At 62.9% G+C, this 12,180-nt stretch carries 13 protein-coding genes; 8 read left to right on the top strand and 5 right to left on the bottom strand.

Features of this window, described 5'->3' with window-relative positions:
* The first annotated feature begins 39 nt into the window (after window positions 1-39).
* Together PCS43_RS18390 and PCS43_RS18385 are read left to right on the top strand one after the other, a co-directional pair.
* A complete protein-coding gene (locus PCS43_RS18390) occupies window positions 40-1,161 on the top strand; it encodes a glycoside hydrolase family 76 protein (protein ID WP_003944321.1) in 1,122 nt (373 codons plus the stop codon).
* 11 nt (window positions 1,162-1,172) lie between these two features.
* Window positions 1,173-1,880 (top strand): alpha/beta fold hydrolase, encoded by a 708-nt coding sequence (locus PCS43_RS18385; RefSeq protein WP_020968806.1) that lies wholly within the window; start codon window positions 1,173-1,175, stop codon window positions 1,878-1,880.
* On the opposite strand, the gene PCS43_RS18380 is transcribed toward PCS43_RS18385, so the two are convergent.
* Window positions 1,843-2,841, bottom strand: coding sequence for a GNAT family N-acetyltransferase (locus PCS43_RS18380; protein WP_270923078.1), 999 nt, complete (start codon window positions 2,839-2,841; stop codon window positions 1,843-1,845). The two genes, PCS43_RS18385 and PCS43_RS18380, sit on opposite strands and share 38 nt — an antisense overlap.
* A gap of 91 nt (window positions 2,842-2,932) precedes the next feature.
* On the opposite strand from PCS43_RS18380, the gene PCS43_RS18375 reads away from it, so the two are divergent.
* On the top strand, window positions 2,933-4,285 hold the full coding sequence (locus PCS43_RS18375; RefSeq protein WP_007726771.1) for an LLM class flavin-dependent oxidoreductase: 1,353 nt from the start codon (window positions 2,933-2,935) through the stop codon (window positions 4,283-4,285).
* A 44-nt stretch (window positions 4,286-4,329) separates the two neighbouring features.
* A complete protein-coding gene (locus PCS43_RS18370) occupies window positions 4,330-5,457 on the top strand; it encodes a GTP-binding protein (protein ID WP_209907921.1) in 1,128 nt (375 codons plus the stop codon).
* Window positions 5,458-5,468: 11 nt separating this feature from the next.
* Here PCS43_RS18370 and PCS43_RS18365 read toward each other — a convergent pair whose 3' ends face one another.
* Together PCS43_RS18365 and PCS43_RS18360 are read right to left on the bottom strand one after the other, a co-directional pair.
* Complete coding sequence (locus PCS43_RS18365) at window positions 5,469-6,131, bottom strand: DedA family protein (RefSeq protein ID WP_003944306.1); 663 nt, start codon at window positions 6,129-6,131, stop codon at window positions 5,469-5,471.
* Window positions 6,132-6,160: 29 nt separating this feature from the next.
* Window positions 6,161-6,898, bottom strand: a complete 738-nt coding sequence (locus PCS43_RS18360) for a VTT domain-containing protein (RefSeq protein WP_277921643.1) — start codon at window positions 6,896-6,898, stop codon at window positions 6,161-6,163.
* A 181-nt stretch (window positions 6,899-7,079) separates the two neighbouring features.
* Between PCS43_RS18360 and fbaA the strand changes: the two genes are divergently transcribed.
* Window positions 7,080-8,117, top strand: coding sequence for a class II fructose-bisphosphate aldolase (gene fbaA, locus PCS43_RS18355; protein WP_007726777.1), 1,038 nt, complete (start codon window positions 7,080-7,082; stop codon window positions 8,115-8,117).
* A 79-nt stretch (window positions 8,118-8,196) separates the two neighbouring features.
* Here fbaA and PCS43_RS18350 read toward each other — a convergent pair whose 3' ends face one another.
* Window positions 8,197-9,027 carry an Rv0361 family membrane protein gene (locus PCS43_RS18350; protein ID WP_058038540.1) on the bottom strand — a complete coding sequence of 277 codons (831 nt, stop codon included), beginning with the start codon at window positions 9,025-9,027 and terminating at the stop codon, window positions 8,197-8,199.
* 125 nt (window positions 9,028-9,152) lie between these two features.
* Here PCS43_RS18350 and PCS43_RS18345 point away from each other — a divergent pair, with 125 nt between their 5' ends.
* The 3 genes from PCS43_RS18345 to PCS43_RS18335 all read left to right on the top strand — a co-directional run bounded on the left by PCS43_RS18345 (window position 9,153) and on the right by PCS43_RS18335 (window position 11,722).
* On the top strand, window positions 9,153-9,569 hold the full coding sequence (locus PCS43_RS18345) for a DUF3151 domain-containing protein (RefSeq protein WP_007726781.1): 417 nt from the start codon (window positions 9,153-9,155) through the stop codon (window positions 9,567-9,569).
* Entirely contained in the window at window positions 9,556-10,701 is a 1,146-nt protein-coding gene (locus tag PCS43_RS18340) for an FUSC family protein (protein ID WP_003944297.1), read from the top strand. Before PCS43_RS18345 ends, PCS43_RS18340 begins: the two co-directional genes overlap by 14 nt.
* Window positions 10,702-10,792: 91 nt before the next feature.
* Window positions 10,793-11,722 (top strand): cation diffusion facilitator family transporter, encoded by a 930-nt coding sequence (locus PCS43_RS18335; RefSeq protein WP_270923077.1) that lies wholly within the window; start codon window positions 10,793-10,795, stop codon window positions 11,720-11,722.
* Here the strand turns inward: PCS43_RS18335 and PCS43_RS18330 are convergent.
* Window positions 11,712-12,176, bottom strand: coding sequence for a pyridoxamine 5'-phosphate oxidase family protein (locus PCS43_RS18330; protein WP_054826589.1), 465 nt, complete (start codon window positions 12,174-12,176; stop codon window positions 11,712-11,714). The genes PCS43_RS18335 and PCS43_RS18330 overlap by 11 nt on opposite strands.
* Window positions 12,177-12,180: the final 4 nt, after the last annotated feature.

Here is a 12,180-nt window from a genome sequence, read left to right as displayed (position 1 = left end):
GCTAGCGTGTAGCGCCTCGACCAGACAGGATAGGTAGTTATGCAGGAAGTGTGGGCAGAGCGGGCCGATGCGGCTGAGGGCGCGATAGTCAGTCGTCACCTTCGGCGCCTGTGGGGAATGCCCCGGACAGCACTCGGCGTGGTTGCCTGGCCTGCTGTTCGACGCGAGCGGATGTTCAAGCCGTGGCACTACTGGTGGCAAGCACACCTGCTCGATACTGCGATCGACGCACTCGAACGTGACCCGACCCCCAAGCGTCGTCGCCGGGTCGCGAAGGTTGCCCGCAGTGTGCGGGTCCGCAACGTCTCGGCGTGGACCAACAACTACTACGACGACATGGCGTGGCTGGGCCTCTCGCTCGAACGTGCGCAACGCATGTTCTCGGTCGATCACCGAACCGCGGTTCAGGCGCTCGAATCGCAACTCTTCGATTCGTGGTCCCCGGCCGACGGCGGCGGTATTCCGTGGTGCAAAGGCTCCGATTTCTACAACACACCGGCAAACGGACCCGCCGGAATCATGCTGGCGCGCACCGGAAAACTCTGGCGTGCGCAGGCAACGGCCGACTGGATCGACGAGACGCTGCGGGATCCGGACTCCGGACTGATCTTCGACGGTATCCGCCGCGACGGCACCCTCGAGCGCGCGATCTATTCGTACTGTCAAGGCGTCACGCTGGGGTTGGAAACCGAGTTGTCGACGCGATTGGGCGAACCGCGCCACCGCGAGCGAGTCCACAAACTCGTCGACGCGGTGTACGACGGCATGACCGAGTACGGAGTCATCACGGGCGGTGGCGGAGGCGACGGCGGACTGTTCAACGCAATCCTGGCTCGCTACCTCGCGTTCGTGGTGGTGAACCTGTCCTGGGAGACTCACGAGGACCTGCGAGCGCGCGAACTCGCAGCGCAGATCGTTCTCTCCTCCGCGGAAGCTGCCTGGAACAACAGACTGCAGATCGAAGGCCTGCCGCTGTTCGGGCACGACTGGACCAAGGATGCTCAGTTGCCGAGTCTGTCCGGCGACATCGCCACCTTCGCCGCCGGAACGGTGCGCTCGTCGAGCGTGCCCGAGCGAGACCTCTCGGTGCAGGTAGGTGGGTGGATGCTCATGGAGGCGGCATTTGTCGTCTCGGCGGCTGGATACCCGCGTAAGCGTTAGGCTTTTCCCTCATGGAATCCCGGCACGTGGTCGACACGGACGGCGTACGTCTTCACATCGATGTCGGTGGGGCAGGGGCGGACGTTCTGGTTCTCTCCGGCGGCCCGGGATGCGTTCACTATCTTGCTCACGACGAGCTGGTTCCGGAAGGAATGCGCGCGTGGTGCCCTGAGCCACGCGGAGTCGGCCGGTCCGGTGGCGGCGCTCATACGATGGCGCAGGCGGTTGCGGACCTCGAACTCGTCCGACGCACGTTCGAGATCGACAGCTGGGTCGTGTTGGGGCACTCGTGGGGATCCGACTTGGCGGTGCGGTACGCACTCGACTGTCCGGAATCGGTGTCCGGCGTCGTCGGCATCGCGGGGCACGGCCTCCACAAGGACCGGACCTGGTCGAAGCAGTACGAAGCGGGAATCGAGCCGGACCCGCAGATACCTTGGGAACCTGTTGTCTGGCAATCGCTTCAAGAATCGTTCATCGAATGGATCCATGAACCACAGCTGTTTCGGCAGTTGGCCGACTCACCCGTGCCCATGACATTTCTCGCGGCGGCCGACGATATTCGCCCGTCGTGGCCGTTGCAGCAACTGGCCGAGCTCGTGCCTAACGGTAGTTTCGAGGTCGTCGACGGTGTCGCGCACAACTTCTGGCAGTCTCACCCGCTCCTGTGGAGGAAGATCGTCACCGAGGCTTGTGCGACGCATTCTCGACTCTCCTGATCTCCACCAGGATCCGCTCCGCAACGGTCTGGTATCCCAGGCTCCGATTGACGGTCAGCATCGGGTGGTTTTCCGCGTTCACCGTTGTGTAAATCTTTTGCAGCGAGGGAAATTCAGCTGCCAACACAGACGCTTGTTGCTCCTTGACCCACCGAGCGAGACCGTGTCCGCGGTGCTGGGGAAGTACCACGGTGTCGTGCTGCGATGCGTGGGTGCTGTCATGTTCGTCCACCGTCACCACTGTTGCTGCGGCTACTTCGCCGACGCTGTCGTCGACCGCGCAGCACACCAGGAGTACTTGAGAGCCACCCGTCATCTTCTGTTCCCACGATCTGACCTCGTCGGCTCCCCAATTACGTTCGGGTATCTGCAGTTCGGCGCCCGGCGCGTCGAGGAGTCGGTTCAATGCCTCCGAGAAGGAGTGGACCAGCTCGTCCGGGGTTCGGTTGCGCCAACTGACGATTCGATAGCCGGGGCGGGTGCTGTGTGCGGTGGGAGCACTGAGGTGCTGAACCTGGTTGGCCAACCGAAGCAACACGCGGTGACCGTCGAACGATCGCAGGAAATGCTCGGCTGCGCTTCCGACGAGCGCCGTCACTCTGATTCTTCGCACGCCGAACCCGGCGATGTCGACTTCGACGAGTTCGGCAAGCGCTCGTCCTACCCCTCGTCGCTGCGCGTGGGGTGTCACGTACATCCGAAACTCTGCGAGATCGGCTTCGGCCGAGTTGCGTCGTGCCTGGGCGATGCCGAGGACCTCGTCGGTGCCGGCGTCGCGTGCAATCCAACGCCGTACATCGGCCGAATTGTCTTCGGCCTCGATCATTTCCATCAGCGCAGTCGCTGTCGGCGCAGTCCCGGACAGGTGACGTTGGCCTTCGGCGAACACCTCACACCACTGATGAAGAACAGTTGCTGTCGCTCCGGACGGTACGAACTCGGCTACAACTACGGGGCTCACCCATGTGACGATACCGACCTGCCCACCCTGAGTTGGAATCACGCGAACCCTAACCCTGTCGGACTGCGGCGGCAGTTGCCAGCATTCAGGCATGTCTGATTCTCCGCGCCAACTGAGCCTCAACGCGTTCATCCACCCCGCCGGTCATCACGAAGCGGCGTGGCGTCATCCGTGGACAACCCCGGAACGTCTGTTCGACGTCACGTATTTCCAGGAGATCGCTCGCACTGCTGAGGCGGCGAAGTTCGACGGAATCTTCTTCGCCGACGGTCCCGCGTTGCGCAGCGACGTCGAGCACGGTCCCGCAGGGACATTGGAGCCGATCACCTTGTTGACGGCCATTGCAGTGGCGACCGAGCGAATCGGATTGATCGCGACGGCGTCGACCACGTACTACGAGCCGTACAACCTGGCTCGGCTGTTCGCCTCGCTCGACCACATCTCGAACGGACGCGCGGGGTGGAACATCGTCACCACGGGTACGGATCTGGCGGCAGCCAACTTCGGGCTGGCCAAGCACCCGGATCACGGGGACCGGTATTCGCGTGCAAGGGAATTCGTCGACGCGGTGGTGCGGTTGTGGGACAGCTGGGAGGACGACGCGATCAGTCTGGACCGGGAGAACGGAATCTACGCGGACAGAAACAAGATTCACGAGATCAACTACGTCGGCCGGCATCTGCGGGTGCGGGGACCGTTCAACGCACCGCGAACTCCGCAGGGATACCCGGTGCTGGTGCAGGCCGGTGCGTCCAACGACGGTCGCGCGTTTGCCGGTCAGTATGCGGAGGCGATTTTCACAGCGCACCAGAGACTTTCCGATGCGCAGGCGTTCTACACCGACATCAAGTCGAGGGCTGCGCAGTTCGGGCGCAACCCCGATCATGTCAAGATTCTGCCGGGAATCAGCCCGTTCATCGGTGACACCGAGGAACAAGCCAAGGCGCTCGAGCGAGAATTCAACGAGTTGACTTCGCCGGAGTACGGGCTCGCGCAACTCGGTGCACTCACCGGGACCGATGTTCGGAATCTGGAACTGGATGCACCGGTTCCCGTCGAATTGTTCGCGGCGGCAGGTGATGTCACCGACAACAAGCAAAGTAGATTGCAGGTGATCGCCGGCATCGTCGAGCGTGAGCGTCCGACGGTTCGGGGACTGCTTCATCGTTTGGCGGGTGCGCGCGGACACCGGGTGTTTGCCGGAACCGCCGAGCAGGTGGCTGACACGATCGAGGAATGGTTCACCAGCGGTGCTGCTGATGGCTTCAACGTCATGCCGCCGTACTACCCGGGTGGGCTCGAGATCTTCACCGAGCGTGTGGTCCCGATCCTGCAGGATCGCGGTCTTTTCCGGACTGAATACACGGGTACGACCCTTCGTGATCATTTCGGTTTGCCGAGGCCCGAGAGCCAGTTCTCGGGTAGTGCCTCTGCAGTGCAGTAGGCCCGCCCGCTGTTGTCGATAATGACAATGGTTACCATTAAGGAATGAAGCAGCTACCGGTAACCGTGCTGTCCGGATTTCTGGGCGCAGGCAAGACCACACTCCTCAACCACATTCTCGCCAATCGCGATGGCCGTAGGGTCGCCGTCATCGTCAACGACATGAGCGAGATCAACATCGACGCGGCCCTCGTCGCGGGCCAGGGTCATCTCGACCGCACGGAAGAGAAGTTGGTCGAGCTGACCAACGGATGCATCTGCTGCACGCTGCGTGAGGATCTGATCGACGCCGTCGGCGCCCTGGCCCGAGAGGGGCGATTCGATCAGTTGGTGATCGAGTCCACCGGCATCTCCGAACCGATGCCGGTGGCGGCCACCTTCGACTGGGAATTCGAGGACGGTTTCAGCCTCGGCTCGCTCGCGAAGCTCGACACCATGGTGACCGTGGTGGACGCGTCGACCTTCCTCGGCGAACTGGCAAAAGGCGAACGACTGGACGAGCGCAACCTCGAAGCCGGGGAGGGGGACGGACGCAGCATCTCCGATCTCCTGGTCGATCAGGTGGAGTTCGCCGACGTCATCTTGCTGAACAAAACCGACCTGGTGAGCCCGCGGGCGGCAGGAACCGTCGAGGCAACGCTTCGTAGGCTCAACCCCACCGCTCAACTGATTCGAACAGATCACGGCAACGTCACCCTCGACCGTGTCCTCGAAACCGGTCTCTACAACCCGGAACTTGCTGCGCAGGTACCCGGTTGGGACGAGGAACTGGCCGGTGGGCACACCCCGGAAACCGAGGAATACGGAATACGCAGCGTCACATACCGCGCCTCGCGACCCTTTCATCCGGCGCGACTCGAGGCCGCGCTCGGTCAGTTCGCCGGACTCCTGCGGAGCAAGGGATTCTGCTGGATCGCCAGTCGGCCCGAGTTCGCCGCGATCTGGTCGCAGGCAGGCCCCAACCTCGTCATCGAACCGGCTCAGCTGTGGGCGTCGGCGGCGGAGGTGCCAGGGCAGGAGATCGTGTTCATCGGAGTGAAACTGGACCCGGCGGCGCCGTCACGAATACTCGATCCGGCTCTGCTGACCGATGACGAACTACGCGAAGGTCCGCGGGCCTGGACTCGCTACGAGGACCCGCTTCCGGCGTGGGACCAGAGCCACCTGCACTGAGCAGACAGCTTCTAGTCGAGGACTTCTTCGACCTCGACGTCTTCGGCCGGTCGGGCCATCTCCTTGCGGTACTGCCAGATTCCCAGCGCAGTACCGATGACCAAGCTGACCATCATCACGATCAGCACGGCGGGCAGCAACCATGGCACGCGATCGAGGAACGAGCCACCGTAGAAACCGAGTAGCAGGAGCACGGGCGCCCAGATGATCGCGCCGATGGTGCTCGCGATGGTGTAGCGCGTGTGGTTCATCTTGGCTGCGCCCGCGACCATCGGGCACAGGGTGCGCACCCACGGAACCCAGCGAGCAATCAGGACCGCCCAGAACCCGTGTTTTTCCAACAGGATGTTCACGCGGTGCAGGTTCTTCTCGGTGAAGTACTTGCCGCCCTTACGGGCTTTGATGTGATTGCCGGTCCGGTGGCCGATGACGTACCCGACCTGGTTGCCGGCAATGGCCGCGATCATCGCACCGACAGACAACGCCCACACGTGGCCCGCGCCGGATTCGTGGCCGGCAAGAACGATTCCGGCTGTGATCAGAAGCGAATCACCGGGGAGAAACAACCCGAGGATGATCGCGCACTCGATGAAGACGAACGTGACGACGATGATCCAGACCAACAGAGGCCCGGCAGTCTCGAGCGGGGAGAAACTGCCGGATGCGAGCGTCATCGTCGTCAGTTCTTCGCCTCGTTCTGCAATCAGGGGGTGGGGTCTTCGGGGACTGTCACCGTCGAATTGTCCGTAGTGGAAGTATTCGCCGTTTCACCACGTCTCGACGCCAGAATTCGCTTCCCGATTTCGAAGACGATCGGCAGAACCGACACCAGGACGATCAAGATGAAGATGTAGTCGACATTGTCGCGGATGAATTCGATCTGCCCCAGGAGGTAGCCGAGCAAAGTCACGCCGGCACCCCACAGGATGCCGCCGACGATGTTGTACGTCAGGAACAGTGAGTACTTCATCTTCGAAGCGCCGGCGACAACCGGAGCAAAAGTACGCACGATCGGCACGAACCGAGCCAGGATAATGGTGATCGGGCCGTGCTTTTCGAAGAAGGCGTGTGACTCGTCGATGTACTTCTTCTTGAAGAACCGCGCGTCGTCCGTCTTGAACAGGGCAGTTCCGCCCTTGGTGCCGATGTAGAACCCGACTTGGTCACCCAGAATCGCGGCGATCGGAATCGTCACCAGGAGCACCCACAGTGGCGCGAACGGTTCGATCTCGGTGGACTTGGACGCCGCGATCAGCCCTGCGGTGAAGAGGAGCGAATCGCCGGGCAAGAGCGGAAACAGCAGGCCTGATTCGATGAAGACCACCAGAAGCAATCCCACCAGAACCCACGTTCCGAAGGAATTCAAGAGGTTCACGGGATCGAGGAAGCCGGGCAGCAAGGCCAGGTTCGTCACGGATTCAGTTGCTGCCTGCACATTCACGGTGGCCAGAGTACCGGCCGAATCTGAGTGTTTCCCACCACCGCAGGTCATCGCGTCGGTGGCGGCAGGCCGAGACCGCAAAGAGACGTGACGAGTCGGACTTGCCATACTGCTAGGACCACACGAAGCGCTTTCACATCGCCGAGCGCTCCGAACGACACGTATATGGAGGACTCCCGCCGTGCCTATCGCAACTCCCGAGGTCTATGCCGAGATGCTTGGTCGGGCCAAGGAGCATTCCTTTGCCTTCCCCGCCATCAACTGTGTCGGCTCCGAATCCATCAACGCAGCCATCAAGGGCTTCGCGGACGCCGGCAGTGACGGCATCATCCAGTTCTCGACGGGCGGCGCCGAGTTCGGTTCCGGTTTGGGCGTCAAGGACATGGTCACCGGCGCTGTTGCGCTCGCCGAGTTCGCACACGTGATCGCGGCAAAGTACGACGTCACCATCGCGCTGCACACCGATCACTGCCCGAAGGACAAGCTGGACACCTACGTGCGTCCGCTGCTCGCGATCTCGCAGGAGCGCGTCGACGCCGGTCGTAACCCGCTGTTCCAGTCGCACATGTGGGACGGCTCGGCTATCCCGATCGACGAGAACCTGGCCATCGCCAAGGAACTGCTCGCCCTCTCGAAGGCTGCACGCATCATCCTCGAGGTCGAGATCGGTGTCGTCGGCGGCGAAGAAGACGGCGTCGAAGCCGAGATCAACGACAAGCTCTACACCTCGAGCGAAGACTTCGAGAAGACGGTCGATGCTCTGGGCATCGGCGAACAGGGCAAGTACCTCCTTGCCGCCACCTTCGGCAACGTCCACGGCGTCTACAAGCCGGGCAACGTCAAGCTCAAGCCCGAGGTTCTCGAAGAGGGCCAGAAGGTCGCCGCTGCCAAGCTCGGCCTGGCTTCCGGTTCGCAGCCCTTCGACTTCGTCTTCCACGGTGGATCGGGATCGTTGAAGTCGGAGATCGAGGACTCGCTGAACTTCGGCGTCGTCAAGATGAACGTCGACACCGACACCCAGTACGCGTTCTCCCGTCCGATCGCCGGACACTTCTTCACCAACTACGACGGCGTCCTCAAGGTCGACGGCGAGGTCGGAAACAAGAAGGCATACGACCCGCGCAGCTACCTCAAGAAGGCCGAAGCCGGCATGACGGCTCGCGTCGTCGAGGCGTGCAACGACCTGAAGTCGGCCGGACGCTCGGTGTCGGCAGGCTGATCGGTTTCACAACTGCGCTTCACAGAACAAAATGCGCGCCGGCGAAATTCTCGCCGGCGCGCATTTTCTGTTCAGGTACCTACTTGCTGGGATCGCAGACCTTCCACGTGCCGTCCTGGCGCTCGAGGTCGAACGTGCGCCACGACTGCTCGCCCGTGCTCGGCAAACTCGCCTGGACCTGAGCGATCGCGGTGTCGTCGGTGATGCGCACCGCGTCGACGGCTCCGACCTGCGGGATCGTCTTCTGAGCGACGGCATTGTCGTGGACCTGAGCGAACGCTGCGTCGGGAATGGTGCGGTAGTACTCGCCCAACGCCCCACAGGTCGACGTTCGCAGCGTTGCCAGATCGCCGGTCTGCAGAGCGTCGACATACGTCGAGATGGCGGTCTGGACCTGAGCTTCGGGTGAGCTTTCACCGCTACCGCTGTTGGACGAGACGAATACGGCGACGCCGATCGCCGCGAGGACGGCGACGCCGGCCGCTGCTGCCGCGATGTACCAGCCCTTGCCGCTGCGCTTGGTCTTCTCCGGCGCGGCGGGCTCGATGCGAGTCGGCATCGGCTGAGCCGGCGGTGGGGTCGCTGCGACACCCACACGTTGAGGCGCGGCGCGCTGCTGCGGTTGAGGCGCAGCGCGCTGCGGTGGTGGTGGTGTCGGCTGCGCGGCTTTCGGAATCGCGACGGTGGCAGGCTCCGGCTTGGGCTGGGGTGTCGGTGCTGCTGTGGTTGCCTGAGTTGCCTTGGGGATCGCGACGGTTGGTGCGCTGGCAGCTTTGGCGTCGCCGTCCGCTTTCGAGGCCTTGTCTGTCTTCTGGATCGCCACAGTCGCAGGTTCGGTCGGGGCCGACTTCTCGGGCGCACCCTTCGGTGCTGCGCTCTTTTTCGAGTTGTCGTCTTTCGAGTCCGGCACGGGTAACCCTTCGGTCTTATGCAGCAATGACCATGTCAGGGTAACGACCGGTATGTAGCCTGCATAACTCCGACCGTCGGCGAGGCGGTCCTGTGGCAGAAAGGCGTAGCGGGCACAATGAGCGCATGACCCAATTCGGTGACCTGCTCGGACCCAAGCCCACTCTGCTTCCCGGCGACGACGACGCGGAATCGGCACTGCTCAACCACGCTGAACCGGCCCAGGTAGCGGCCGACCACCCCACTGCCTCCATTGCGTGGGCCTACCTGGCCGAGGCTGCCCTGGACAAGGGCGAAACCATCACGGCCTACGCCTACGCGCGTACCGGATACCACCGCGGACTCGACCAACTGCGTCGCAACGGTTGGAAGGGTTTCGGTCCCGTGCCCTACAGCCATGAACCGAACCGTGGTTTCCTGCGTTGCGTCGCAGTCCTGGCCAAGGCCGCGAAGACGATTGGTGAAGCCGACGAGTACGCGCGTTGCCTCGATCTGCTCGAAGACTGCGATCCCAACGCCGCCGAAGCGCTTGGCCTCGGTTAGCAGTTTCCGTCCGAGCCGGGCCGGCATCAAGGACCGGGCTCGCAAATCGGTGCGTCGACTTCAGACGTCGGCGCTACCGATCATTCAATGTGCCTTGGCGGCCGGATTGGCGTGGTGGGTTGCCACCACGGTGATCGGGCACCACGCGCCGTTCTTCGCGCCGATTGCCGCTGTGGTCTCGCTCGGTCTGTCGTTGGGTGCACGACTACGACGCTCGTTCGAGTTGGTTGCGGGAGTCACGGTCGGTATCGGAATCGGTGATCTGATCATCTCCGGTATCGGGAGCGGACCGTGGCAGATCAGTTTGGTTGTCGTGCTGGCGATGTCCGTCGCGGTGCTTCTCAACAGCGGGCCGATCTTCTCCATGCAGGCGGGAAACTCGGCTGTGCTGGTGGCGACGCTGATCCCGCCGGGCGGCAGCGGCGGTCCCGATCGCATGATCGATGCCCTTGTCGGTGGCCTGGTGGGTATCGCGGTGGTCGCGATCATCCCCACCCACCCGGTACGACGCGCGCGCAAGGATGCTGCATCGATCCTCGGAACCGCTTCCGAGGTACTGCAATTGGTGGCAGACGGCCTCGTCGCGAATGACCCGGACCCGATCGTGAAGGCACTGCAGAAGGCGCGCGCAACTCAGGGTGCCATCGACGGGTTGCGCAGTAACCTTCTCGGCGGGCGCGAGATCAGCCGAATCTCCCCGCTGTACTGGAACAGTCGGCCTCGCCTCGAAAGGCTCATGGCGACAGCCGATCCCATCGACAACGCGATGCGCAACATTCGAGTGCTCGCGCGTCGTTCGTTGACGTTGGTCAGGGACGACGAGATCCTCGATCCGCGCCTGGTGGCTCAGGTCGAGCGCTTGTCGAAAGCCGTCGAAGTTCTCGAGGACATGATCCTGGCGGAGCCGGGGGAGCAGCCTGATCAGGCCGAAGCAGCGCGCGTCCTGCGCTCGGTCGCGAAGGAACTGAAACCGGCGATAGTGGAGAACGCAGGCCTGTCCTCGACGGTGGTGTTCGCCCAGATTCGATCGCTGGTCGTCGACCTGTTGCAGGTCGCGGGCATGAAGCGAATCTCGTCGATCGCCACTCTGCCGCCCACCGTGCCTCATCCCGCCTACGAGCCGGATCACTGACCTCTGCCGTTTCCCGCTCACTGAGCAACTCATTGTATGTATGCGAATGTATGCATATGCTCTGAGAAGGACTTGGGAGGGAACAGGACAAATGGGAGCAGGGCACGGTCATTCACATGGCCACTCGGCAGCAGATTCGGTCGGCGTAGGACCGTCACCGCAACGCATCAGAAAAATGGCGATCGCGCTTGCGATCCTCGTTGCGTTCCTCGTACTCGAGGCCACGGTCGGCATCCTGATCAACTCGTTGGCTCTGCTTGCCGACGCCGGTCACATGCTCACAGACGTGGTGGGTATGGCCATGGGACTGACGGCGCTGCTGCTCGCGAAGAGGGGCAGCACCACCGCGGCCAGGACCTTCGGTTGGCACCGCGCCGAAGTGCTGACCGCCATGGCCAATGCGGTGATGCTGCTGGCCGTCGCCGTTTGGGTCTTCTACGAGGCAATCGGCCGCATCGGTAACGAACCCGAGATCCCGGGCGGCGCCCTGATCATCACGGCGGCCGCCGGCCTGGCCGCGAACATCGTCGTGATGCTGATGCTGCGCGGCGATTCCAAGGACAGCCTGGCCGTGCGTGGCGCCTACCTCGAAGTGCTTGCCGACGCCGTCGGTAGCGTCGGCGTTCTGATCGCCGGTGGCCTTGTCCTGCTGTTCAACTGGACGTGGGCAGACGTCGTCGTCGGTGTTCTCATCTCGCTCTGGGTGGTGCCGCGCGCGATCAAACTGGCCGCAGCATCGCTGCGCATTCTGACGCAGGCGTCGCCGGCCGACGTCGACGTCGAAGCAGTCGAGGCCGACCTGGCGGCGCTGCCGAGCGTGATGGGTGTTCACGACCTACACGTCTGGACGCTCACCACCGGCATGGATGTCGCGACGGTCCACCTGACCAGTGACGCGAATTCGTTGAACGTTCTGGAATCCGCGCGCACCGTCCTCGAGAGTCACGGTCTTTCCCACGCCACCGTTCAGGTGGAATCGTGTGCCAACGGCGAGCATTGCGAGAAGAACGTCACTTGGTGAAGCGGGTGATCTCCTTGCCTGGCTTCCAGAGATCGACGTACATGTGCTCGTCGTCGACCGTCGTGTGCACCACCTCGTCGATGTCGAGGACAAAGAGGTGCAGTGGTTTCGGAACCTCGTAGGTGTAGCTTGCGAGCACGGCTTCGAACTCGTCGCCGGTCACCTCGCGTGCGAGTCCGGCGATCTTCGCATCGCCGCCCTCCATGGTGTGCTCACCGGGATTGCTGTGGAGGGCGTAGCGCCCGTCACGGATGAGATCCTTCGCCTTGAGTGCGCCGAACATCGAACCGAGCACCAGACGCCCGTCGAGGATTTCGACTTCGGTGCCGCTGACCCGCGGTGAACCGTCCTTGCGCAGCGTTGCGAGGACGTGATGCTTGTGGGCTTTGAATCGTGCTTGGACCGCGACGGCAAGAGCGGGTACTTCTTCGGAGAACTGCTTCCAAGTGACCATGACG

The organism is Rhodococcus sp. C-2 (genome assembly GCF_027854095.1).
Classification (GTDB): domain Bacteria; phylum Actinomycetota; class Actinomycetes; order Mycobacteriales; family Mycobacteriaceae; genus Rhodococcus_F; species Rhodococcus_F qingshengii.
This window is presented reverse-complemented; position numbering and strand designations above follow the sequence as displayed.